This is a genomic window from Pseudoalteromonas sp. NZS71_1 (assembly GCF_015864305.1).
Classification (GTDB): domain Bacteria; phylum Pseudomonadota; class Gammaproteobacteria; order Enterobacterales; family Alteromonadaceae; genus Pseudoalteromonas; species Pseudoalteromonas arctica.
The window spans coordinates 1-24,338 of sequence record NZ_JADYXM010000013.1 but is presented as its reverse complement, the minus strand read 5'-3'; the positions used below and the strand labels follow the sequence as shown (position 1 = coordinate 24,338).

The window sequence follows — 24,338 nt, the reverse complement described above, 5'->3', positions numbered from 1 at the left end:
GTCCCTAAAAGAATTCCTTAATACCATCTAGGGTATTATTAAATGTCTTTCATGGGCAGTAAGAAAGTGTAATAAAGCATGTGCAAATGTGTATTTACACATGTTTTATTAGGGGAGTTTACATCCAGCTGCGAGTATCTGACTCAATCTGCTTAATTGTAAAATTGATAATAAAGTCAGCATCTTGCTGCTTTATGTAGGGCATAAATGCAAAGCCTGAAGCAAGTTGTATATACAGGCTTTTTAAGCCTGATCTTCTCATTAAGTACGTACTTATACTGCGCGCACTTTGCGCTTTATAAAGCTCAAACACACGGTAATGCACACCAATCATACCTTTGCGTACAACCATGTAAAATCGACCATTATCCTCATGCATGTAATAACCATAACGCTGATACGATAAAGTTACCAAGCCAGAAAACACCACCAAAACACCAAGGCTTATCAAAGTATTAATATCAGCAATAAAACAAAAGCCAAACACTAATGCACTGGGTAACAGTGAATAAAAGCCTAAATTTTTATACAAAAGCGCTCGCTCTGCGCGCTTAAAAGCGAGTTTTTTACTATTAAACCACGGGTAAATCCATTGGCATACACTATCAACTTGTTCGCTATTTAATACAGGTAATACTAAGGTTTGTTTATTTTTTTTAGCCGCAACACCGGCTGCTATTCCGCCGCTACTTGCTTGCAAGCACTCAACGGTAAATCGCTTTAGCAATCGCCCCATTAGGTTTTGCTTAATAACAATAGATTGCACTTTATCCATGCTCATTGAAAGCTGATGGCGCTCTAACAAGCCAGCAATACGTTTAAACTTTTGACCTTTAAAATAAAGCTCAAAGTTATAAAAACGAATAAGCGACATAGTCACCGATAGCATCACCGCTACCAAAACTAGCAAAACAATTAAGGTGATCATCGCAAAGGTAGCAGCACTTGCCAGCATACCAAGCTCTTGTTGATAAAAGCCTTCTACTTTCGCAATAATTTGCTTCTCTAAAAAATCGATAATCAAGTTTATAAAAGGGGCAAAAGCAGCGATTGCTAAAATAGCCATATTCGACATTAAACCAAATTTAGCTATTTCTTTATTGCTAATGCTTAGGCTGTTTTCGATAATGTCTATTTCGCTTTGTTCAGTATTTTGTATTTCTTGCTGTTGCTGCGCTTTAAAATCAAATATTTGTTTACGCATTTGCTGTGCGTAATCTTTAGTGACGCCAGGTAAAACAACTTCTTGCGACACACTGCCAGCAGCATCAAAAATACAATTAACTAAGTTTACGGGGGTAAAGTAAAATGGCTCGGCAATATTAACGTTTTGCACACGGCCAAATTTAAGCGTAAGTCGCTCTTTTTTAAATACACCTTTGTTAAGCAATATTTCGTTGTCGCTACTAATACAAAACTTAAAATTTAAATAATATAAAAATGAGTAAATAAGCAACGAAATTAGCGCAATCCCACCTGCAACCTGTGCCCAAAACAACTTATTTTCTACTTGAGTAACAAACACGACAAGCATAGGCAGTAAGTTTAAAAGGCCATCTTTTACAAAGCGCACACTAAAGTGCACAACAAAGTATAAAAGCGCCCAGGGCGATACTTTTTGCCAGTAAATAGGGCTCGCTTTATCTTCGATAGTTGCATTACTCATCGACTAAAGTTGCCTGAGTAGTTGCGTCGTCTTGGCGATAGTTTTGTACAAATTGGCGCATATTTTTACAATCATCATGGGTTAGCCCACTAATTTGTAAATCGGCACTTACACCGCCAGCGCTAAATAATTTAATACTCGCAAGGCTAAGCTTTCGCTCTATTGGCCCTTGATGTATTTCCATATGCTGTACACGCGCTAAAGGTAATACCGTCACTTGTTGCCAAATAACGCCTTTTTTAAAAGCAATGTCATGATTTCGCACTGCAAAACCTCGCAACCTCACACTTATTATGTTGTACGCCATAGATACGGCCACCAAAATTGGCATACCAATTAGCAAATACGTTTGTGCATTATTAGCAAAGGCTTCATTAAAATAACAAACAGCAATAAGCGCTCCAATTAGCGGTATATAAAACAGAAGCGAGCTAAGCTGTGTATGTAATAAGGCTTTATCAGCCAATGGCTTAAAGCTAATATCACTATGCTTTGGTAAATCCATTATTTGTTGATTGTTAAACACTATTTGTCCCTATTCCTGCTTTTAATTATGACTAGCTTACCAACTAATGGTGGTTATTAAGGTGTGGCTTTGTTTTGGCTCAAGCGTTACTTTATCTGTCAGTACATTAGCAGCCTCTAAGCAGAGCATTGTTTTATATTCATCATCAGCAAAGTTAGATAAGCGTTTTGATTTTTCTATCCATGGGTTCCACAGTACACACGAACTTGAGTTTTCGCGGCTCACATTAATAACACCTTCTGGCGTATTAATGGTTTGCACTGTACTTGCTTGTGTATAAACCATATCGGTTTCGCGATTAAAGCTTACAACATCATTTTGTACAAATGGCCCTTCACTAAACTCAATATATTGCGCGCCTTGCAAACCATCTACATGGGTATTTGTAATGTCTGATGTAGGAAAATAGGTATGTAGCGCTTGAGTAAAGCTAAATGGCGCACTCCCTAAGTTAGCGGTCGTTAAGCGAACCTGTAATTTGTCGCTTAACACAAACTCAACTTTTAATGCTGACTGATGTGGCCAATACGTCGTATTAACAAGCTTCATGGGTAGCTTTAAACTAACTGTAATTTGCTCATCAGATTCGTGTACTTCATCAGCTTGCCAAACGCTTGTGCGCGCAAAACCATGGGCAGGCCAGCCATCATTAGCGTGTGTACCAAACCACGGCCAACAAATAGGAATACCACCTCGAATACTTGCTCCTTCTTGATAGGTTTCGTCTTGTGAAACCCAAATAAGTGGCTTGTTATTTTTAGGGATAAACTCGGTAATTTGCCCACCTTGCAAAAATATTTTTGCGTCGCACTTTGAGCTAGCTATTTTAATAAACTCAAGACCGGATTCGCTTTGCTCAATGCTAACTGATGGCGATAATTTCATACCTTCCCCTATAATACTGATACTAAAGATTTTTAATATTTGTGCAGAAACAATAATGCATGCTTAAAGTATACGCTATTGATATTAAATATTGATTGCTGAATTTGTTCATTGCCGATTAATACATATACAGTAAACTCACAAACAATTACTTTGTACTAACAGCTGTAAATGAATAATACTAAAGTCTATACAATAAGACTTGCCAATTATTCACAACATACGTACTGTGCGCAACTTAATGCACACAAGATGCTAAGAAAATTTACTATAATTTAAACAATATAATTTTACATTAGTTACTGCTCTAACTATTAAAAACCAACAAAAGCGGCCTAATGTGCAATATATTGTTTGAATTCAATTTATTTGATGTGTAACATTTCGCGATTACGGCAAACTACCGCCCCATCGATGAGATAAGCAAATGCAAAAATATGACGAGTTATTGGTTTCTTTACGTAAAGTGATCCGCGCGATTGACTTACATTCTAAGCAGCTAAATAAAACTTCGGGTTTAACTGGCCCACAATTGCTTATAATGCAAGAAGTTAAAAAAACCGATGGAATAACGGCGAGCCGTATTGCTCAAAACGTAAATTTAAGCCCAGCAACGGTTACCAATATTCTCGACAGAATAGAAAGCAGAAACTTAGTAACACGCGTACGCAGTCAAATGGATAAACGCAGAGTGAGCTTATACCTCACCGAGAAAGGAAAAGAGTTACTTGATAAAGCACCTCAGCCATTGCAAGAACACTTTATTGAAAAGTTTTCTGCGCTTGCTGAGTGGGAACAGAGCCTTTTACTCTCATCAATGCAGCGTGTAGCCGCGATGATGGATGCAGATAAATTAGATGCATCGCCCCTTCTAGAAGTTGGTGCACTTACTCAAGCTCCTAAAGAATAAACAATAAAAAAAACACATAGTTTTGTACTTACTCTAAACGTAAGGCGTTTTCTGACGTCTTGAATTTTTTATTTTTTAATCACAAGCAGAGCGGCTATTATGACTAAACTCTCAAAATTAACACTAGCACTAGTCCTAGGTGGTGTTACAAGCACTTCTTATGCGTCTGATGATCTAGACACACTACAAAGCCAACTTAAACAGCTAAAGCAACAAATGCAATTGCTTGAAAATAAGTTAGCTGATGAAAAAACAAAACAACAGCAAATTAATAAGCAGCACGAACAACAAGTTGCAAACATCAGTAAAAAATCTGATCAAAAAGTAGTTGAAGTTGCCGCAGCTGAACCTGAGAAAAAAGATGAAGGCATTAAAGTTGGTGGAGCAATACGCTTTAATTACAGCACCAACACATACGATGAAGATACCCAAGATCGCGGTGGCGATTTTGATTTTGATATTTTCCGTATAAATGTATCTGGTGAAATTAACGATATTTCACTTAACGGTGAAGTACGTTTTTACGATTATATGACCGTTGTTAAATATGCTTACTTAGGTTATGAGTTTGCAGATGGCTGGGAAGGACAAGCAGGTATTGCACCCGTGCCTTTTGGTAATGGCCCTTACAACTCACACAGCTACTTTTTCAGTACTAACTATTACGTAGGCCTAGAAGACGACTATGATTTAGGTGTAGTAGTAAAACGTAAACTTAAAGATAACTGGAAACTAGATCTAGGCTTTTTCAAAAATGACGAACGTGGCGGAGTAGAAAGTTCAACAGATATTAACCATCGTTACTCTTACGACATTATTGGTAGTCGTTCAGCAGAGGAAGGTACATACGATGCTCCAGGCTCTCGCATAGGTGAATACAATACCTTTGCAGGGCGTGCAACTTATCAAATTGAGCACAGCAAAAACGTAACTACCGATGTGGGTGTATCACTATTAAGTGGTGGCTTACATGACGGTAACGACCGTGCAGGTAACTACGGTGCATGGGCACTTCATGTTGATAGCACAATTAACAACTGGAATATCCAATTTCAACACGGTGAATACGACTACGACCTAGACGACAGTAACGACCGCTTTGTTGTTGGCGCATATAATTATTACGATACCGTATCTAGCGAAGCAACTATGACTAACTTTAACGTTGCTTATAATTACTCGCTTGATTGGGGCCCAGTTACCGACATTCAATTTTACAACGATTACGGCATTATTTATGACAAGTCTGACGACAGCGCAGATACATGGATGAACGTAACAGGTATGAGTGTTGCTGCAGGTGGTTTCTTTAGTTACTTCGACTTTATTCAAGCACGTAACCAGCCATTTATTGGCGGAACAATTATTGGTGATGGCGATACAGAACGTCGCTTCAACATAAATATTGGTTACTACTTCTAAACTGTTAACCGCATTTATTTTTAAAAGGGCAAACTTAGTTTGCCCTTTTTTATTGATTTTAAGCTTCGAATTAATAGCTATTTAGCCTACAATTAGAGATACCATAACACGCCTAAAAAGAGCCTAAGTGAATATAAAAGCAGTGTTTATTTGTTATAAAAACTTATGGTTTAAAGCGCTTGGCTTAATACTTGTAGCCTTGGGTATTATTGGCATTGTGTTACCGGTCATGCCTACCACTATATTTTTTATTTTAGCGCTCACCTGCTTTACTCGCTCATCACCCGCGCTTGAACAATGGCTGTTAAACCACCCTCGTTACGGTGTAACTCTGCAGCAGTGGCAAGCTCATAAAGTAGTGCCTGTTAAAGCCAAATGCTACGCCGCCATTGGCATGTTAATTGGATTTATATTTTTACTGTACTCAGCCGCCCCTATTTGGGTTATTTATCTCGTTGCAGTAATAGAAGTATCGGTAATGATTTACCTTATTTTAAGACCCTCCAGCCCTCCTAAGCATTAAATATTCATTTTTTACCTGCATACCACCTTTGTTTTAAAGTTTTTATGTAAAGATAAGTAAGTAAATTTGTAATAGCTAATGCAAATCATTATCATGTTGTAAATTTAATTTATTTACTGTTTTTATGTCGTTTATTAATAAGCGGGCTTTGTATAGTACAAGCCGAGCTCTACATATTTATATTTCTACAGCTTTGTTTTTTTTGCTTATTTTATTTTGCGTTAGCGGCATTGTGCTTAATCACGTTGATTGGCTTAAAAATGATAAAAATAACGGTCAAGTAACTGCAACAATTCCAGTAGAGCTAGTTACTAAAGCAAATGAACAGCTAAATACGCTGCCAACGCTTTACCCAGAAATAGAAGCTTACTTAGCTGAGCAATATGCACTTACAAAAGTAAAAAGCATTGAGTGGGAAAAAGAAGACGCGCTAGTAATGCTCGACTACCCACTGCCTGCAGGATTTGCCTACGCAGAGCTCGACTTTACAACCGGCGAGTTAAACCTAGATTACCAAACAGGAGGCTTTTTAAGCCTTATTGGCGACTTACATAAAGGCCGCCACAGTGGTGAAGTATGGAGTTGGGTGATTGATATATCTGCCGTACTAATGATTTTATTTGCCATCACCGGCATGATTATTTTGTTTCAAAATAGAAAAAAACGCTTAGCAGGAATATGGATAACCTTACTAGGAGTCGCAACTCCAATGGTTATTTATTTATGTTGGGTTCCACAAATAAAAGGAGTGTCTTAATGGTTAAATTTAAATTATTTATAAGCGCCGCATTACTGCTCGTAGCTGCGTTTTTTCAAACAACGGCGCATGCGCAAACACCACAGCTAGAGGTTGAATTAACGCTTCCCGACTTAGAAGTACAACCGTATCACCGTCCATACGTTGCAGTTTGGCTTGAAACACCAGAGCGCAAACACGTTACAACGCTTGCACTTTGGGTACAAAAAGCAGAATGGTTTAAAGACTTACGCCAATGGTGGCGTAAAGCCGGTAAAAGCGATGCCAACTTTGACGGCATTAGCGGCGCAACAAAACGCGCGGGTACTTACACTATAAATTGGCAAGGTAACGATTTAGACGGTAACCCAGTAAAACCAGGTAAATACTTACTAAATATTGAAGTTGTACGCGAAGAAGGCGGCAGAGATTACACCCGCGTTGAGCTCGATTTAACCAAATCAGGCAAGCTGACAATTGATGGTAAAAACGAGTTTTCACAAAGTTTCGTCACTGTAAGCACTAAGTAACTGCTACTTAATTATTTGAATTTAAGGAAATACAATGAAAATTAATTTATTAAAAACTGCATTAATCGGCGCATTGAGCTTATCTGCTTTAGTGTCAACTTCGGCAAGTGCACACGGACGTTGGTTACTACCTTCGCATACATCTTTATCAGGCGATAAAGCGCATTACGTAATGATTGACGCAAGTATTTCAAACGAAATTTTTGCACCAGACAAAGCCTTTAAACCTAAAGAAAAAGGCGCCGAGTACGACGACACATTATTAATGGCACTTGCGCCTAATGGTGAGCCAGTAAGCGACACCATCCGTGCTTATTACTTAAAACGTAAAAGCTCAGCTGCGGTAAGCTTAACAGAGCAAGGCACTTACCACATTGCAATGACCCAAAAGCCAATGTACATGACCTTCTATAAAAACGAAGAAGGTAAGCGCAAGCGCGTATTTGGTAAAAAAACAGAAGCCGAGTTACCTAGCAATGCAAAAGATGTAACTACAACGAAGGTTGTTTCAACAGTAGATACATTTGTAAGCCGAAATGGCACCTCAAAGCCTGCACAGTTAGGTTTAGGCTTAGAGCTTAGTGGCCCAACGCATCCAAACGATTTATTTGTAGGTGAGCAAGCACGTTTTCAATTACTACAAGATGGTAAATCTGCTGGTGAAGGCATTGAAGTAAGTATTTTAAAAGGCGACACACGCTACCGTAACGATCGTGGCGAAGTAAAAGTAACGACCGATAAAGACGGTATGTTTACAATTACATGGAAAGAACCAGGCCTATACCTAATCGAAACCTCTAACAAGGTTACCGTAAATGAAGAAGGCGTAGATGCAGGACGTTATGCATTATTTACAACGCTTGAAGTTGCCCCTGAATAATTTAAATCACTAAATTTAAAAAATTGAAAGGCCAAGCATTTGCTTGGCCTTTTTACGTCTTACTAACTTTTATCTAAAATTCCCTTGAATTCGCAACCATTCGACACAAGATTGCAACTACAACGATCCAAACGCCTATATCGCGCGTAAATAGTGGCTTCACGTGTTAACAACTTAGAATATCTTAGATAGTTTTTATCTTTGCACTAGGGTAGTCGCTTCTATATGATGCGCTCCTTTTCGACTAGCAGCTCTTGGGGAACAATTAATGACTTTTAAGCGTTTATCTGCAAATAAACTAGCACTTAGCTTGGCCGTTACCACTGCACTTAGCACTCCTTACTCTATGGCCGTTGCCGCAGAGCAAGATAATCAAGCAGAAAAGAATATCGAAGTAATTTCGGTTACCGGTACTCGCAGAAGCTTACGCAGTATTGCCGAAAGTACGGTACCCGTAGACATTATTACCAGCGGTGATATGCAAAGTACGGGTCAGCTAGAAATAAGCCAAATACTAGCAAACCAAGTACCTAGCTTTAACTACCCAAGTGCCACTATGGGTGATGGTACTGACCATGCAAAACCAGCTGTTTTACGTGGATTAGCACCCGATCACACATTAGTACTTATAAACGGTAAACGCCGCCACGCTGGTGCGCTATTAAACTTAGCGGGCGTTGTTGGCCGAGGCTCTACAGCTGTTGATTTGAACATGATCCCAACCTCTGCAATTAAGCGTGTTGAAGTACTACGTGACGGCGCAGCCGCACAGTACGGTTCTGATGCAATTGCTGGGGTAATTAACATTGTACTTAAAGATGCCTCAGAAGGCGGTAGCGTAAGCGTAACGTACGGTAAATACGATACTCAAATGGCTGGTGTATCTCAGCTAGACAGCACCTATGCAGATGCAAACGGCGACTTAGCGTTTAATACCGGTGGTGACAGAGAAGTAAACGACGGTGCAACACGCACTGTTAGCGCAAACTCTGGTTTTGCGTTATCTGATAACGGCTTTGTAAACGTATCAATTGAATACCGCGATAACGACTCAACGCAACGCTCAGGCTTTGACCCACGCGAACAATACAGCCGTCTTGATGATGGCAGCCTAGACCCACGCGAATTTACTATCGATCGTTACAATCACCGTTTTGGTAAAGCCGACCTTGAAGATTACGCGTTGTTTTACAACATGGGTTACGATTTAGATAACGGCTTAAACCTTTATTCATTTGGTAGCTACTCAAAGCGTGAAGGTAATTCAGGTGGTTTTTACCGCCGAGCAAAAGACAGCCGTAACGTTTTAGAAGTGTACCCAGATGGCTTTTTGCCGCAAATTGAAACAGACGTACAAGACTACTCATTTGCATTGGGCTTACAAGGCGAAACTAACGACTGGACATGGGATGTAAGTACCAACTACGGCCGCAACGACTTTGGTTTCGGTGTTGTAAATAGCATTAATACATCACTAGGTGCCGACAGCCCAACCGAATTTGACAACGGTGCATTGGTTTACGATCAGTTTTTAGTAAACGCAACAGCCAATACCACTCTCGATTTAGGCTTACCTGATGACGTATTTTTTACCGTAGGTACTGAATACCGCCACGAAAGCTACAAAATAGAAGAAGGCGAAGAAGCGTCTTACATCACCGCACTTGATAGCGATGGTAACCCAATTGCAGCCGGTGGCGCGCAAGTACTTGCTGGTTTTGGACCAGAAAGTGCGACTGACGAAAGCCGTCATAACATCGCTTTATTTGTTGAGTTTGATACTTACTTAACAGAAAAATGGAATGTAGTTTTAGCAGGTCGTTATGAAGATTACAGCGACTTTGGTGACACATTTACTTCTAAGCTTGCTTCGCGTTACAGCATTACTGAAAACCTATCGCTGCGCGGTGCAATTAGCACAGGTTTCCGTGCGCCATCTTTAGCGCAAAGCTCGTACCGCCAAATATCAACCGTACTTGAAAACAACCAACCATTTGAAGTTGGTCTATTCCCAACCGATTCTGCAGCAGCGCAAGCGCTAGGTGCACAGCCGTTAGATGCTGAAGAGTCAGTAAACGTTACTGCGGGCTTTATTTACACTCAAGGCAGCTTTAGCTTAACTGTTGATGCGTACCGTATTGATATTGATGACCGTATTGTATTGTCTGAAAACTTAGAAGGCGATGCAGTTGTTGAAATACTACAAAATGCCGGTGAGCTAAATACCGAAAGCGTACGTTACTTTACCAACGCTATCGACTCACGCACGCAAGGTGTAGATATAGTTGCCACTTATAACCTAGATTTAGACAACTTAGGTGATTTACGCCTAAACGTAGCAGCTAACTTTAACGATACCGAAGTAACACACGTAAACGACAACCCAGCGCAGCTTAACTCACTAGGTGACGACTACGTAGTGTTTGCACGTCGTGAAGTAGGTCGCTTTGAAGAAGGCACGCCAGATAGCAAATGGAACCTATCAGCAGTGTGGAACTTTAACGAATGGCAAACAACGCTTCGTGCCACACGTTATGGTGAAGTCGCTGATATATCAACTACAGCTGATCGCGATGAATACCTAGACCCTAAATGGATCACCGACCTAGAAGTGGCATACCGTCCAGACGAATATTGGAAATTTGCCGTTGGTGCAAACAACTTGTTCGATCAGTACCCACAAGCCACCGTGGATAACATTGGTTACTCTGACTTTGGCCAAATATTCCCGTACACACCGTATGCGCCTTACGGATTAGACGGACGCTTTTTATACGGTAACATTACTTACAGCTTTTAATAATTAACCTAAAAGCAAACACTTAAAAAGGATGCCATGCGCATTAATGCCGTTCACTTAAGGTGAGCGGCTTTATTGAATCACAACAAAAGTGGCCTATTAAATAAATTGAAGATATTAAAAAAACTAGCATGCTCTACTCCATCTGAACTATCTATTTTTAAATTATCTCACATACCGATATTCAGGCTATAAACCTAGAAAGGGTTAAAAACCATGCCGCAAGGTGTTTTTTTGCACTATTAAATTTCAATGGTGCACAAGGGCAAACCCAGCAATTACATTTAACAATAAATTGAAAATAATTTAAATTCATAACCTTACATTGCGTTAGGCACTGTTTCACTATGACTTATACGAAAGTGAGCTTATATTAACATCGAACAAGAGACTTTATAAAGGCAAGAAGAAGAGATTTAAAAGCCCTTTTCAGGGCTGTATTTTTGTGCGTTTCTGAAGCTAAATTATTTGTTTTCGCTCTTTGACATACTCAAGCACCTTGTGCAACGGAGCTAATCTCTTATTGTTAGATCTGATTGCCAGAGTAGTTATGCCTATAAACCCACCGATAAAAAGAAGGTAACCGGCATCCTCGCTTTTAGTCATAAAGTACGTAATAAGTGAACCTACCCCTCCAACGATTATCCAAAGTAATGAAAAAGATATTAGCTGCATAGTAAACACTACCTTCATGGCCGTTAACGCAGGTTTGATCTCTACGTCAGAAATATGGTCAAATTTTCCCGCTTCAGTGGTGATACCTAAGATGGTTCTTTTTAATGTTGAGCGCTCTTTTAATTCTATGTAATCAAACGTAAACTCTTCACCAATTCCATGCACAAGATGCCTATTTATAACGTCGGGCACTTGCATGTTGCCATATTTAACACCGTCAATTTCCAAGTAATCATAGACATTTAAAGTAGTTTTATCCGTTACTTGCCTATGACTTTCAGTTATGTCGGTGAGCTTACCTTTAAGTTGTTGTATCATTTTAAAAACCTTATTTATTAATAACTTAAGAACAAACTAATCTGAAAAAATTGTTGCTATACCACTAAAAAGCGCAAAGAGTGCTTCAGCAGATGTATAGTTGAATTTATCAAATATTAAAAATTACGCTACAGAATGGATTTTATGAAACGAGCAGAGGTTTTCTTGGCTTTAGCCATAAAAATAATCCATTACTTTTTAGCAAAAAAAATATTGTAGAAGAAAATGATCACCTGAAGCACTTTATTGCTACATATTAAATATAGCATACAACTTTAGCATTGCAGCGTGTCAGAAGAATTATTTTTAGATGTGTTTTTGTTTAGAGCACACGCAAATATAGAAGCTAAAAGGCTGGGCAGAATTATATAGTTGCTATTAACCATAGCGAGCAGCAATAAAGCAGCATTGGTTTTACTAGTTACGCCTAATTAGTGCATAAAACCCTCCAGCTAATGCAAACAGGATTAAAGAAATACTACTAATGTTGCAATTTGAATTGGAGGGCATTCAAAATTCCATACTCAGGGTAAGCAGCTGACAGAGTTTACTTATAATGGATTTATCAAATTCAACACCTGCCTTTTCTGGTTAAAAAATCAATTGTAACAGCTTGCTGGTTCACTTGCACAAGCAACTCAAGCCTACTCTCATTGATGCCATGCGCATCTTTTTTTAATTACTTCTTAGTGTATTTAGCCACTTATTAGTAAATCTGCTTTTCATAAACACACCCTACATTAATAAAAATAACAACTTATAATTGGTCTCATTTTTGCTCTATATTGTTTATATAAATACAAACAATAAATACCAAAGGACTAAACATGAGCTCATCAACTGTATCTAACATTACAAAACCACTTTCGCTTATTGGCGGCATTTTATTATTAAGTGGCTGTGTATTTCATATATCGCCAAGCGTGGCCTCTGTAAAACAAACCAAGCAACTGTCATTACCGAGCAAAAATCTTGAGTATTTAAATTTGTTAAGCGGTGCAGGTAGCCTTGAAATAAAAGGCTCAAAAACAGCCACCAGCATTAGTGTTAACGCCACCATTTACACAGCCGATATTGAAGACGAATACGAGCTAACGCTCGAGCAAAACGGTAAACAGGCAAAACTTGTTGCCCAAAATAAAAGCCGTAATGGTATTAGCTTTTACAATGGTCAGTCTCCACATATTGATTTAGTGGTTACTGTGCCAAGTAATCTAAATTTAGATATTGATGATGGCTCTGGCGACATTTTAATAAATGCTATGCAAAGCAATATTGATGTAAAAGACAGCTCAGGAGATTTAACTATAAGCGGTGCTAAAAACCTAACTGTTGACGATGGCTCAGGTGAAGTAAACCTTGAAAACATCGCAGGTAATTTAGAATTAACCGACGGCTCTGGCAGTATTCACATTAACAACGTAAGCAGCAATGCAACTATTGACGATGGTTCTGGCGAAATGCACGTGAGCAACATAAGTGGTTCGCTAAACGTTGAAGATGGATCGGGTGATTTAGTGATAAGCCATATTAGCGGTGCTGTTAATGTGGATGATAACTCTGGCGACATGGTCATTGAGCATATTGGTTCAAGCGTAACAATTGAAGACGGTTCGGGTGATATTCGCGTTAACCATGCAAAAGGGCTGACTATTACTGAGTCGGGCTCGGGCGAAGTAAGTATCGATAATATTAGCGGTTCAGTAAAAGTAGCTGACTAACAGTATGAGCTAAAAATAACGTATTTTCAGCCACATGAATTATTGTATTTTATAAGAACCTAAGTCATTCTATTTATGCTCAAATACCTTGAGCATAAATAGAATGACTTAGGATAAACGCGTGTTAGAAATTGCTTTAATTTACTTAGCAGCAGCCATTGTAGCTGTCCCTATTGCAAAACGAGTCGGACTTGGCTCTGTGTTAGGTTATTTAATTGCCGGAATACTCATTGGCCCTTATGCGCTGGGTGTTGTGGGCGATCAAACCGATGTAATGCACTTCGCTGAATTTGGCGTAGTAATGATGCTGTTTTTAGTGGGCCTTGAGCTACAACCTTCGCGTTTATGGACATTACGCCACTCTATTTTAGGGCTTGGTGGCTTACAGGTTGTGCTATCGGCAGCGGCTATTTTTGCATTTTGTTATTGGTTTTTTGCCATGCATTGGCAAACCGCACTCGCCATTGGTTTAATGCTGGCGCTCTCCTCTACCGCTATTGTACTGCAAAGCCTTGAAGAAAAAGGCTGGCTAAAGCAAGAAGCCGGACAAAACGCATTTTCGGTATTGCTGTTTCAAGACATCGCAATTATCCCTATTTTAGCCCTATTGCCACTGCTTGCATTTGCCCCGCAAACTAGCACAAAAGAAATCAGCGACTCGATTATTGCAAGCTGGCCTGTATGGCAACAAGTATGTGTATCGGTTGCGGTTATTGCCGCTATTATTGCCGGCGGTAAATATGTATCGGCGCCGTTATTTAGATACATTGCCCAAACACACATGCGTGAAATATTTACTATTTTTGCACTGTTTTTAGTGGTCGCTATTGCGCTGGTTATGCAAAGCATTGGTTTATCGCCTGCTTTGGGTACTTTTTTAGCGGGTGTGGTACTTGCCGAGAGTGAGTTTAGACACGAATTAGAAGCCGATATAGAACCCTTTAAAGGCTTACTTTTAGGATTGTTTTTTATAACTGTTGGCGCATCAATTAACTTTGAACTGCTATTTAACGAGTTTAGTACTGTTATAGGCTTAGTGGTTTTACTTATTGTAGTTAAAGCCTGCATTTTATTTGCCCTTGCCGTTACCTTTAAAATTAACAGTAAACAGCAGTTATTATTTGCCTTAGCCCTTGCCCAAGGGGGTGAGTTTGCCTTTGTACTGTTAAGCGTAACCACCACCTTAAGTATTTTAACGCCCGAGCAAACCAGCCTTGTTACCTTAGTTGTGGCGGTATCAATGCTAATAGCGCCGTTACTACTTATGGTTTATGAGCAAATACAAAAACGCAGCAGCAGTGCTCTGCCTGAGTTTGATAAGCCAGAGCAAATTAGCACCGCTAAGCACGTAATTATTGCGGGCTACGGGCGTTTTGGTCAAATTATGGGACGTTTACTGCACGCGCAAGGCTACGAAATTACCGTACTTGATCACAGCCCGAGCCAAATAGAATTACTACGCCGTTTTGGCAACACCGTATTTTATGGCGATGCCGCACGCCAAGAACTCCTTGAAGCCGCAGGTGCGCACACCGCGCAAATGCTGGTAATTGCAATTGATAACCCCGATAAAACCATTGAGATAATTAAGCTCGCGCATAAAAACTACCCGCAGCTTAAAATAGTTGCTCGCGCAATCGATCGCCGCCATGCGTATCAGTTACTTAATTTAAAAGTAGATGCGTTTAACCGCGAAACAGTCGACTCAGCCATTAACCTTGCAGTAGAGGCACTCGAGCTATTAGGTAACACTAAGCAAGATGCAGAGCGCGCAGGTAAGCTGTTTAGAGACCACGATCGCGCTGCAGTACTGCAACTTGCTGCATTATGGGGAGACGACGCCAGCTACGGCGTAGCAGTTCGCCAACGTATGGAAGATTTAAAACAAGTTCTGCAACAAGATAAACAAGCACAAAGCGATTTAAATACCTGCGACAGCGGCGATTGCGAAGACGGCTTAACAGAAGTAGCAAGTAAACCTAAAAAGCCTGATGATGCTCATTTGGAGTAGCATCAGGTCGTAGTAAGGCTTCAATAGGTTGAAGCTAAAAAGGAACACAGAGCTAACATCTGTGTTCCTTAAAATAATTTGTCAGGTAACCTTACTAACTTTGCCTACTGGGAAGAAACCAATATCTCCGAGCCACTATAATAGAACAACAAGCATAGAGAAACTGAACATCGTACTATGCAAAAAATAGTGGGTTAAAATTTATAGCAACGCAAAATATAAATTACTATCCAGGTTGAATTTAAATGATTTATAATCTGCTTTTGGATAACATTTCAAACGCCCATTCAGCAAAAACTCTTTCTAGTTGCCAACGGTCATCTACTCCCTCCTGATACACGCTACCCTTAACTATTTCGTCTTGTTTTTGGACAAATTCTTTATATATATTAAGAAAACTTATTTCTAAGTCTTTTAATTCCTGCTCGCCATTAACTATATAAAATGGCAATTCAATGATTGGCGGCTTTATTTGACTTGTTATTGGCGTACTAAAAGATGGAGTGTCAGTCTCAATTTTCCTTAAGTGCAAAAGCAGTGAATATTGAAGAGTACCTTTTTGAAAATAAAATAGGTCGCAATAAAAACTTGCATTAAGTCCATCGAGCTTTTCTGGATGAGTAACAAATTCAATATCTGGGAATGGGATACATAAATTCTCATTTTGAAAATGAACTACTGGAACTTCATGCATTATTGTATTTTTAAATTTTAGCATGTAGTTATACTTTATGGGCTTTTCAAAAAAGCAGTTTTGCCACCAATATTGTCCACCTTCACATTCAGTATCACCTATCTCAATAGTGAAATCTGGGTCCAATGTGTAAAACGCTCCATTAATACCATTATAATTCCAGTTTTCTGTATCCTCTAAAATGAAACTAAAACGCTTCGACGCAGATAAATCCAAGCCAAACCTTTCTCTCCACATTGCTTCGATATCACGTGGATTTGCACAAGAGTCTTTTGGTGTATTTGTATCTTTAACGCGAGAATATACTGTTCCAGCTCTAAGAAACCTACCTCGTAATTTGATTTCTTTGGTCAGAAAATATGGTTTTACACGCTCGTTTTCAATAGTAAGGATTGCGATGTCTTTGTTTTGGTATTTAATGAATTTTAAATTAATGTTCGGTGCTTTATTTTCAGCGAATGGCTGTTTCCGTAGTAAGTCTAATATATCTGCTTGTGTATAGGTTTCCTCTGACTTCAACCCAACCACGTCAAGCTCATCTGATATTCCAAAAATTATATAACGCTCACCATCATGAATAACATTGGATAGACAAATAATATCATGCAATAAATCATAACGATCGTCATGAAATTTTTGCTTAAAGTCCCACCATAGTCCTTCGCACTTCTTGGAAATTAAATTTGAAACGATTTCGTGCATGTAACCTCGAATTGCATATAACAGCTTTGCTTGGGGGAATTTCCGTATTTTCACGAAAAACGTCCCTATTGTGTGAACTGCTATTAATATCAAATAGTGTAAATTATTACCAACTATAAATAGGGCGGGTTATTTTAGTGACTGTGATTTAAATTAACTCACTTTTTGAATGTTTGCTTGTAGCCCATAAAGTCTATCTGCTGAAGTGTAAACTCAACCTCAAAAAAGCAAACAAACTATGAACTACAACATTTAAAAACCTAGTGGTGATGTCCGCCTTGAATAGCCTCGCCTTGCTGGTTATAAAACCCCGTTGCGCTGTGCTCTATAAAACCAAGGTTTATCATTTTAGCTAAAAATGGGTCGCCTTCGTTATCGCCAATGTCGGCGTAATCGGTGGTTTGAAAGCGATCCCACTGTGCAAATTGAGCGGTAATTAATGGCTTATCAGTGTTTACATTATTAAGGCTTAGCAATGTAGTTGTTTGGCTTTTTTTATTACTAATACTAAATGTTTTAACTAATTTTGAATGCGTAAAAAAGGCGAGGTTAAAGTCGTTGCCATTTTCGCTCAGTGTATAGTTTTTTACTTCATCACAGCCGCTGCCTTGGGTGTTAACTAGGGTCATTTTTTCGATTAAATGTGTATCCACCAGCTGGTTTTTAGCACTCCAATTTTGTACGCCGCGTACCTCAGATGGTTGGTATTCAATACCGCGTTGCTGGGCGTTAAAGTAACGTATTGGTCGTATTTGATTATTGGCTAAGTGCTGCCAAAGCTCGGTTATTACTTCACTTTTATGTGCTACTTGCTGGTTGTTTCGCCAAAGGGTAAGTGACTCGCTACTTTGCTGCGCTTTATGGCTGTTGGTAATTTTATAATCCGCTTTTAAATGCTTGGCATCAATATCACATTGCGAGGCAAAGCTACTTGCACTTACAAGCGTGGCAATTATTAATAACGCTTTTTTCATTTAGCTATCTCTTATTTATATTTCAAGTTTATGGCAATAACATAACGATTATAAATGTCAGTTTAATGACAAAAACCCCGCACAGTATGCGGGGTTTTTTATTTAGCTGTATTTAACTAAATTTATAACTAGCCGGTATTTATTGCGCTAGTTTTTCGTCTGCTGTTTTTACAAAGTCAGCGGCAAAGTCCATTACATGGAACAAAAAGCTTTGCTCGTTTGTGCCTGTTACCAAGTGTGCACCTGGTCCCATTGCATAAACGCCTACGTCTTCACCGGCATGTGTTTCAGAGCCCATTGGTACCAGTGCTTCTTGATGAAAACCAGGTGTTGTTGTATCAACATCTGTTAAATCAACACGCCCTGTAACCGGTGCAAACGCGTAACCTGCATCGGCATCAGTCTCGCTGCCTAGGTTTCTAAAGCCACCACCATTGGTGTAGCCAACCGTTGTATAAGGCATATCGTCGGCAGCTAAACTTGGCTCAGTAGCGCCCACTGCAACCACTTTACCTAAAATTGGGTTACCGCGTTTAGGGTAACCGGCAATGGTAAATACATGGCTGTGATCGGCAGTTACAACAATGAGTGTTTCTTCTGGGTTGGTGTTTTCCATTGCCACTTTAACGGCTTTGGCAAGCTCAATAGTGTCGTTTAACGCGTTATAAGCGTTACCCGCATGATGCGCGTGGTCAATTCGACCCGACTCAACCGTTAAGAAAAAACCTTGCTCGTTGTTATCAAGTACGTTTATTGCTTTTTCGGTCATTTGTGAAAGCGAAGGCTCGCCTGCTACATCGTTTGCGCGGTCAGCTTCGTACTGCATGTGGGATTCGTTAAATAAGCCAAACACTTTAGTGGCGTCGTCACTTATTGCATCAAAACCGGTTTGATCCATTACGTACGTGCCATTTGGATATTGCGTTTTCCACTCTGCGGTTAAGTCGCGGTTATCTGTTCGATCCCCTTCAACAGCACTTACTGCATCGGCTGAGTTAAACGCGGCATCTTTTGGTAAAAAGTGACGACGACCGCCGCCCATTACTACGTCAATACCGTCTACATCAACACCACTAAAGCGTGCTTCTAGGTTGGCTTCAAAGTTAACCAGTTGCGATGCAATGTCTTCACACGTTGCGGCACTTTCTGGCATATCGGAGATATCTTCCCAGTTACGCTCTGCCGATTTAGCATACGTTGCAGCTGGTGTTGCGTGAGTAATACGCGCTGTAGAAATAATCCCTGTTGCTTTGCCTGCAATTTCAGCAAGCTCTAACGAGGTAACAAGTTCGTGCCCTTTGCCTGATGCACAATTACCGCGTTCAACCGCTTCATCTATACCTAAAACGCCCGCGTCGGTTTTAACACCCGATGCCATTGCGGTCATAGTGCCTGCCGAATCTGGCGTTTGCGCATCTACGTTGTATGTTTTTACAAAGCCCGAAAAAGGCATAGTTTCAAAGCTTAACTGGTGCTCTTCACCCATTTCGCCTTCTAACTGACCCGCTAAAATACGTGCTGCGGTTATGGTAGAAATACCCATACCATCGCCCACAAATAAAATAACGTTTTTAGCTTTGCCTGATTCAGTAACAATGTTGCTACTGGCTGTTTGTGCAGCACCTAATTTTGTTTGTGCTTCACTAAACCATGCATTACTAGTAAGCGAGGCTAACTGCTCGTTTGTGAGCGACGTTGCAGGTGCATTACACACTAAATTAGTTGAGTTAACTTCGTCGCTGTCTAGCACGTCGTTATTATTGGTATCTGCGCCGACTTGAGTCTCTACACCGCCATTAATGCACTGCTCAGAGCCCACTGCAATAGCGTTATCTACTGCGATAATATTATTTTCATTTTTGTTATCGTCACTCGAGCAACCTGCTAGCGCGACCATTACTGCTAAAGAAAGTACTGTTAATTTGTTCATGTTAGCCGCCATTATTGCTGAGTTAGTTCAAGAGCTTGATTAATTAGATGAAACACTACGTTTTGTTCAATTACGCCTTGTGCTAGCTGAGCACCTGGGCCTTTTGCATGCAGTGAAATATCTTCACCCGCGTGTGTTTCTGAGCCCATTGGTACAGTTGCTTCTTGGTGAAAACCTGGGGTCGTTGTATCAACGCCATTTAGCTCAACACGCCCTGCAACAGCAGCACTTGTGTAACTTGCATCCGCATCAGTCTCACTGCCCAAGTTTCTAAAACCTAAACCATTTGCGTAACCTACGGTGGTGTAAGGCATATCGTCGGCAGCTAGGCTTGGTGTAGTTTCGCCTACTGCAACTACTTGACCCAAAATTGGATTGCCACGCTTAGGGTAGCCTGCAATAGTAAATACATGGCTGTGATCGGCGGTTACTAAAATAAGGGTTTCTTCTGGATTGGTGTTATCTACCGCTGCTTGCACGGCTTTAGCAAACTCAATGGTGTCGTTAAGCGCGTTGTATGCATTACCCGCATGATGCGCGTGGTCAATTCGACCCGACTCAACCGTTAAGAAAAATCCGTTATCGTTTTTACCAAGCACTTCAATTGCTTTAGTAGTCATATCGGTAAGCGAAGGCTCGCCCGCTACATCGTTTGCGCGGTCAGCTTCGTACTGCATGTGGGATTCGTTAAATAAACCAAATACTTTAGTTGCGTCATCTGCAATTGAATCAAAGCCTGTTTGATCCATTACGTACGTAGCATCTGGGTATTGTGTTTGCCACTCAGTTACTAGGTTGCGCTCGTCAGTACGGTCGCCTTCTATAGCGCTTACTGCGTCTGTTGAGTTAGCTGTTTCATCTTTTGGTAAAAAGTGACGACGACCGCCACCCATTACAAAATCAAGACCGTCTACGTCGGTCCCTACAAATCGTGCTTCTAGGTTTTTTTCAAAGTTAACCAGTTGCGATGCAATGTCTTCACAGCCACCCGTTACGGCATCTTCTGGCATATCTGATACGTCTTCCCAGTTACGGTCAGCCGATTTAGCATACGTTGCAGCAGGAGTTGCATGAGTAATACGTGCTGTAGAAATAATACCGGTAGATAGCCCTTTAATTTCAGCTAATTCGGTCGCGGTAATTAGCTCATTACCTGCTACTGTTGAACACACGCCGCGTTCAATATCTTCATCTACACCAATAACGCCCACATCGGTTTTTACACCCGAAATAATAGCCGTCATCGTGCCTGCTGAATCGGGCGTTTGAGCATCTACGTTATACGTTTTAACTTGTGCAGAGTATGGGAACTCTTCAAAGCTTAAATAACCTTCTTCGCCAGATTGGTTATTACGCTGCCCTTGCAAAATGCGCGCGGCAGTAAGAGTAGATATACCCATACCATCGCCCACAAATAAAATGACGTTTTTAGCTTTAGTGGCTTGTGTAGCCTGCGCTTGTGCTGTTTTTGTTGTTAGTTTAGTTTGCGCAGCGCTATACCAGCTGCTGTCTTTTTGGCTTTGCGGTAGTACATCAGCATGGCTAACTGCGCTAAACGCAAATGTTAGCGCGATTGCCGCAGCGACTTTTTTAATTTTCATCCGTAATTCCCATTGTTTAGTGGTTATTTTTTGAAATGTGTAAACACAAAAAAGATCAACCGCTGCACTATAGAAAACAGATGTGACTGATAAAGGTAATTTTGATGAAAGTAAGATGACTAAACTATTACAAAAATAAGTCACAAAAAAAGCGCAACGTGTTAAACGTTGCGCTTTTAAGGGAAATTATTGAGGGAGTTATTTAAAATCTGGCGAAAATGCTATATCTAACCCAGAGCGCCTGTACATGAAACCACTACTACCTTTGCCGGAGAGTTAAATTCGTCAATTTCAGCTTTAGTGTAAGTGATATCACCGGTACTACGGGTAAATTTAATCGAGTAATTGTATTTATAACACTGAAAAACGAGTGGCAAACCCATTGAAAAAAAATCCATCAAGTAATGTGCTTACTCCACCTGAGATTAAAATGAATAAGGACGATTTTTAAACATAATATGCAGTTTGCCTCAATAGAAAATTACTGCGGTAGCATACGCTTAATCAAGAAACGCAAATATGCGTAAAAGGCTTCACCTATGATATAACTACAAGTGGACTAAATTTAATGGTAAATAACAATGAGTAACTCTATGTTTGATCACAAATTAAGTAGCCCAAGCTTGGATTTTCAACCACTCTACTTACAAGTCGCTGATAGTATAAAGCAACTCATTGTTAAACGGCATTGGTTGCCCGGCGAGGCTTTACCTAGCGAATTTCGCCTTGCTGAAGAATTTAACGTAAGCCAAGGTACTGTTCGTAAAGCGCTTAATTTATTAACCGACAATAAAATAGTAACTCGTCGCCAAGGCGTTGGTACATTTGTATCAGAGCATACCTCGCAAGATGCCTTATTCAGGTTTTTTCCGTTACAAGCCGACGGTGAAAGTGACAACTCACCAAAGGCGGAACTGCTATCGGTTGAGCTTTGTGTAGCGCCTGCTGAAGCTATAAAGGCTTTGCAGCTAAATAAAAAAGACAAAGTTACTAAGCTAGTTCGCAGGCGTATTCTCGATAACGAGTTTTGCATGAGCGAAACTATATACCTACCGCAAAGCTACTTTCCTGATATACATAAAAGTAGTGATATACCGCACACTTTATATCATTACTATCAGAGTAAATTTAACCAAACGGTGCACAAAACCCAGGACAGTATTAAAGCCGTACTTGCTACAATAGATGATGCAAAAATGCTTGCTATAAATGCAGGCGATCCATTGCTGTTAGTATCGCGTATTACCGAATCAATCGAAGGTAAACGTATTGAATACCGCCTAAGTAAATGCCGTAGCGATCACTATCATTACCAAATTGAGCTCGACTAGTTAAACGGACTTAAACTACTAATTAGCAATCTTAGCGCGTAACCATTAAATATTTTTTAAAGACAGCAAGCCTTACCTTGATGGCTTTCTGCTGGCTTTCCATTCACTAATCTGCCGCTTTGCTGTAAACGCAGCATGATTCACATATTACATAACGCGTCTTCGAGATAAATGCCTATTGAAATAATTAAGTACCCTCCTTCCAGTAGGGTTCTATTTATTAAGCTTAGAGTAAGAATATTGTGTACAAACGGTATGAAAACTAATTTAGGAAAGCTTACCGAAGTAGATATGAAACCCATTATTTTAATTGTGGCTGAAACACTTTGGATTGCATTATTAATACTTGGATTTGTAATTTGGAGCTAATGAATCAAGTTATTTAAGGTATATATCAAAAAAATCAGTAGGTAATTAGGTCATGTTTTAACCACTTAAAACTTGCATTTTACCTACTCTAGAACCGCGTGCCAATACAAACGTAAAGCATTGATTAAATTAAAATTAACTTAAATTCAGTCGCAAAAAAGATCACCTGAATCATGACTGGTTAGTTAAAAAACAAACAAACTAATAAAGCACTTACTCTAAAATAAATTTACAATAGGGCTTGGTATATAGCTCAATTTACTGTTATCCTGCTTGGCATCGGGTTGACAGAAAACCCTATTTATTTGTAAGTACCACGTTGTTTTAGTAATAATCCTTCGCGTTATCCTCAGTTAAATGTATGTTTTCTTCCTGTTAAATTGCCTAATTTAAGGCGCACTTTTATTAATTCTTAGGATACTATTATGTCTAATACTACAACTGGTACAGTTAAATTTTTCAACGAAGCAAAAGGTTTTGGTTTTATCGAGCAAGAATCTGGTCCTGACGTTTTCGCACATTTCAGCGCAATCTCTGGCGACGGTTTCAAAACTCTAGCTGAAGGCCAACGTGTACAGTTTACTGTTACTCAAGGTCAAAAAGGTCCACAAGCTGAAAACATCGTTAGCATCTAATTGCTTTCGTTAAAATGGGTTAGCAATAACCCATTTTGAATACTAGTTTGAAAGAAGTTTTGTTTTATTTGTTAGTACCCCGTTGTTTTAGTAATAATCCTACGCGATATCCTCAAGTTAACTATTTTTTCCGGCGCAATCGCCTCTTTTCAGGCACACTTATATTAATTTTTTAGGATACATATGATGTCTACTACAACTACTGGTTCAGTAAAATGGTTTAACGAAGCAAAAGGTTTTGGTTTTATCGAGCAAGAATCTGGCGCAGACGTGTTCGCACATTTTAGCGCAATCTCTGGCGACGGTTTTAAAACTCTAGCTGAAGGCCAACGTGTACAGTTTACTGTTACTCAAGGTCAAAAAGGTCCACAAGCCGAGAACATTGTTAGCATCTAATTGCTACACAATTTAATGGGTTAGTAATAACCCATTTTGAATACTAGTTTGAAAGAAGTTTTGTTTTATTTGTTAGTACCCCGTTGTTTTAGTAATAATCCTA

The 24,338-nt window shown here is 39.7% G+C and carries 20 protein-coding genes and 1 pseudogene; 13 read left to right on the top strand and 8 right to left on the bottom strand.

The genetic code is table 11. From position 1 onward, the window contains the following. Window positions 1-118: 118 nt before the first annotated feature. The 3 genes from I6F43_RS16100 to I6F43_RS16090 are packed head-to-tail and all read right to left on the bottom strand — an operon-like array spanning window position 119 to window position 3,077. The gene (locus I6F43_RS16100; RefSeq protein ID WP_197103159.1) at window positions 119-1,666 is read right to left on the bottom strand and encodes a PH domain-containing protein; all 1,548 of its coding nucleotides are present in this window, start codon (window positions 1,664-1,666) and stop codon (window positions 119-121) included. Further along, window positions 1,659-2,192 carry a PH domain-containing protein gene (locus tag I6F43_RS16095; protein WP_121953468.1) on the bottom strand — a complete coding sequence of 178 codons (534 nt, stop codon included), beginning with the start codon at window positions 2,190-2,192 and terminating at the stop codon, window positions 1,659-1,661. The genes I6F43_RS16100 and I6F43_RS16095 overlap by 8 nt, the downstream gene beginning before the upstream one ends. Window positions 2,193-2,228: 36 nt before the next feature. Continuing rightward, window positions 2,229-3,077, bottom strand: a complete 849-nt coding sequence (locus I6F43_RS16090) for a D-hexose-6-phosphate mutarotase (protein ID WP_169061266.1) — start codon at window positions 3,075-3,077, stop codon at window positions 2,229-2,231. Between the two features lie 427 nt (window positions 3,078-3,504). Here I6F43_RS16090 and I6F43_RS16085 point away from each other — a divergent pair, with 427 nt between their 5' ends. The 7 genes from I6F43_RS16085 to I6F43_RS16055 all read left to right on the top strand — a co-directional run bounded on the left by I6F43_RS16085 (window position 3,505) and on the right by I6F43_RS16055 (window position 10,878). Next, window positions 3,505-3,987, top strand: a complete 483-nt coding sequence (locus tag I6F43_RS16085) for a MarR family winged helix-turn-helix transcriptional regulator (RefSeq protein ID WP_010554531.1) — start codon at window positions 3,505-3,507, stop codon at window positions 3,985-3,987. Between the two features lie 99 nt (window positions 3,988-4,086). Continuing rightward, window positions 4,087-5,409: a carbohydrate porin gene (locus I6F43_RS16080; protein ID WP_197103157.1), complete on the top strand. Its 1,323-nt coding sequence runs from the start codon at window positions 4,087-4,089 to the stop codon at window positions 5,407-5,409. A gap of 127 nt (window positions 5,410-5,536) precedes the next feature. Beyond that, window positions 5,537-5,932 (top strand): YbaN family protein, encoded by a 396-nt coding sequence (locus I6F43_RS16075; RefSeq protein ID WP_007580453.1) that lies wholly within the window; start codon window positions 5,537-5,539, stop codon window positions 5,930-5,932. A 124-nt stretch (window positions 5,933-6,056) separates the two neighbouring features. Next, window positions 6,057-6,689: a PepSY-associated TM helix domain-containing protein gene (locus I6F43_RS16070; RefSeq protein ID WP_197103155.1), complete on the top strand. Its 633-nt coding sequence runs from the start codon at window positions 6,057-6,059 to the stop codon at window positions 6,687-6,689. Continuing rightward, window positions 6,689-7,198, top strand: a complete 510-nt coding sequence (locus tag I6F43_RS16065; protein ID WP_165722677.1) for a DUF2271 domain-containing protein — start codon at window positions 6,689-6,691, stop codon at window positions 7,196-7,198. Before I6F43_RS16070 ends, I6F43_RS16065 begins: the two co-directional genes overlap by 1 nt. A gap of 34 nt (window positions 7,199-7,232) precedes the next feature. Continuing rightward, on the top strand, window positions 7,233-8,078 hold the full coding sequence (locus I6F43_RS16060) for a DUF4198 domain-containing protein (protein WP_165722675.1): 846 nt from the start codon (window positions 7,233-7,235) through the stop codon (window positions 8,076-8,078). A gap of 268 nt (window positions 8,079-8,346) precedes the next feature. Further along, window positions 8,347-10,878, top strand: a complete 2,532-nt coding sequence (locus tag I6F43_RS16055) for a TonB-dependent receptor plug domain-containing protein (protein WP_197103153.1) — start codon at window positions 8,347-8,349, stop codon at window positions 10,876-10,878. Between the two features lie 459 nt (window positions 10,879-11,337). On the opposite strand, the gene I6F43_RS16050 is transcribed toward I6F43_RS16055, so the two are convergent. After that, a complete protein-coding gene (locus I6F43_RS16050; RefSeq protein ID WP_197103151.1) occupies window positions 11,338-11,871 on the bottom strand; it encodes a hypothetical protein in 534 nt (177 codons plus the stop codon). Between the two features lie 827 nt (window positions 11,872-12,698). Between I6F43_RS16050 and I6F43_RS16045 the strand changes: the two genes are divergently transcribed. Both I6F43_RS16045 and I6F43_RS16040 read left to right on the top strand, forming a co-directional pair. Next, entirely contained in the window at window positions 12,699-13,592 is an 894-nt protein-coding gene (locus tag I6F43_RS16045) for a hypothetical protein (protein WP_197103149.1), read from the top strand. Window positions 13,593-13,713: 121 nt separating this feature from the next. Continuing rightward, complete coding sequence (locus tag I6F43_RS16040) at window positions 13,714-15,603, top strand: monovalent cation:proton antiporter-2 (CPA2) family protein (RefSeq protein WP_010554522.1); 1,890 nt, start codon at window positions 13,714-13,716, stop codon at window positions 15,601-15,603. Between the two features lie 250 nt (window positions 15,604-15,853). Here I6F43_RS16040 and I6F43_RS16035 read toward each other — a convergent pair whose 3' ends face one another. From I6F43_RS16035 to I6F43_RS16020, 4 genes are all read right to left on the bottom strand, one after another. Continuing rightward, entirely contained in the window at window positions 15,854-17,053 is a 1,200-nt protein-coding gene (locus I6F43_RS16035; protein ID WP_197103147.1) for an AlbA family DNA-binding domain-containing protein, read from the bottom strand. A gap of 206 nt (window positions 17,054-17,259) precedes the next feature. Then, a complete protein-coding gene (locus tag I6F43_RS16030; RefSeq protein ID WP_197103145.1) occupies window positions 17,260-17,973 on the bottom strand; it encodes a hypothetical protein in 714 nt (237 codons plus the stop codon). A 139-nt stretch (window positions 17,974-18,112) separates the two neighbouring features. Next, a complete protein-coding gene (locus I6F43_RS16025; RefSeq protein WP_197103143.1) occupies window positions 18,113-19,903 on the bottom strand; it encodes an alkaline phosphatase in 1,791 nt (596 codons plus the stop codon). An 11-nt stretch (window positions 19,904-19,914) separates the two neighbouring features. Next, complete coding sequence (locus tag I6F43_RS16020; protein WP_182738040.1) at window positions 19,915-21,504, bottom strand: alkaline phosphatase; 1,590 nt, start codon at window positions 21,502-21,504, stop codon at window positions 19,915-19,917. Window positions 21,505-22,085: 581 nt separating this feature from the next. Here I6F43_RS16020 and I6F43_RS16015 point away from each other — a divergent pair. The 4 genes and pseudogenes from I6F43_RS16015 (at window position 22,086) to I6F43_RS16000 (ending at window position 24,235) form a co-directional block, all read left to right on the top strand. Beyond that, window positions 22,086-22,835, top strand: a complete 750-nt coding sequence (locus I6F43_RS16015) for a GntR family transcriptional regulator (protein WP_197103141.1) — start codon at window positions 22,086-22,088, stop codon at window positions 22,833-22,835. A 252-nt stretch (window positions 22,836-23,087) separates the two neighbouring features. After that, window positions 23,088-23,204 (top strand): annotated as a pseudogene (locus I6F43_RS16010) (putative sulfate exporter family transporter); the annotation flags it as partial. A 425-nt stretch (window positions 23,205-23,629) separates the two neighbouring features. After that, window positions 23,630-23,839 (top strand): cold-shock protein, encoded by a 210-nt coding sequence (locus tag I6F43_RS16005; RefSeq protein ID WP_006792548.1) that lies wholly within the window; start codon window positions 23,630-23,632, stop codon window positions 23,837-23,839. Between the two features lie 186 nt (window positions 23,840-24,025). After that, a complete protein-coding gene (locus I6F43_RS16000) occupies window positions 24,026-24,235 on the top strand; it encodes a cold-shock protein (protein WP_010554515.1) in 210 nt (69 codons plus the stop codon). The last annotated feature ends 103 nt before the right edge of the window (window positions 24,236-24,338 follow it).

What these genes read in the sequence shown, in the direction of transcription:
- I6F43_RS16090 (WP_169061266.1), bottom strand. Translation starts at nt 3,077, where the DNA reads ATGAAATTATCGCCATCAGTTAGCATTGAGCAAAGCGAATCCGGTCTT.
- I6F43_RS16020 (WP_182738040.1), bottom strand. Translation starts at nt 21,504, where the DNA reads ATGAAAATTAAAAAAGTCGCTGCGGCAATCGCGCTAACATTTGCGTTT.
- I6F43_RS16060 (WP_165722675.1), top strand. Translation starts at nt 7,233, where the DNA reads ATGAAAATTAATTTATTAAAAACTGCATTAATCGGCGCATTGAGCTTA.
- I6F43_RS16015 (WP_197103141.1), top strand. Translation starts at nt 22,086, where the DNA reads ATGAGTAACTCTATGTTTGATCACAAATTAAGTAGCCCAAGCTTGGAT.
- I6F43_RS16070 (WP_197103155.1), top strand. Translation starts at nt 6,057, where the DNA reads ATGTCGTTTATTAATAAGCGGGCTTTGTATAGTACAAGCCGAGCTCTA.
- I6F43_RS16065 (WP_165722677.1), top strand. Translation starts at nt 6,689, where the DNA reads ATGGTTAAATTTAAATTATTTATAAGCGCCGCATTACTGCTCGTAGCT.
- I6F43_RS16050 (WP_197103151.1), bottom strand. Translation starts at nt 11,871, where the DNA reads ATGATACAACAACTTAAAGGTAAGCTCACCGACATAACTGAAAGTCAT.
- I6F43_RS16045 (WP_197103149.1), top strand. Translation starts at nt 12,699, where the DNA reads ATGAGCTCATCAACTGTATCTAACATTACAAAACCACTTTCGCTTATT.
- I6F43_RS16055 (WP_197103153.1), top strand. Translation starts at nt 8,347, where the DNA reads ATGACTTTTAAGCGTTTATCTGCAAATAAACTAGCACTTAGCTTGGCC.
- I6F43_RS16005 (WP_006792548.1), top strand. Translation starts at nt 23,630, where the DNA reads ATGTCTAATACTACAACTGGTACAGTTAAATTTTTCAACGAAGCAAAA.
- I6F43_RS16000 (WP_010554515.1), top strand. Translation starts at nt 24,026, where the DNA reads ATGTCTACTACAACTACTGGTTCAGTAAAATGGTTTAACGAAGCAAAA.
- I6F43_RS16030 (WP_197103145.1), bottom strand. Translation starts at nt 17,973, where the DNA reads ATGAAAAAAGCGTTATTAATAATTGCCACGCTTGTAAGTGCAAGTAGC.
- I6F43_RS16025 (WP_197103143.1), bottom strand. Translation starts at nt 19,903, where the DNA reads ATGAACAAATTAACAGTACTTTCTTTAGCAGTAATGGTCGCGCTAGCA.
- I6F43_RS16080 (WP_197103157.1), top strand. Translation starts at nt 4,087, where the DNA reads ATGACTAAACTCTCAAAATTAACACTAGCACTAGTCCTAGGTGGTGTT.
- I6F43_RS16085 (WP_010554531.1), top strand. Translation starts at nt 3,505, where the DNA reads ATGCAAAAATATGACGAGTTATTGGTTTCTTTACGTAAAGTGATCCGC.
- I6F43_RS16100 (WP_197103159.1), bottom strand. Translation starts at nt 1,666, where the DNA reads ATGAGTAATGCAACTATCGAAGATAAAGCGAGCCCTATTTACTGGCAA.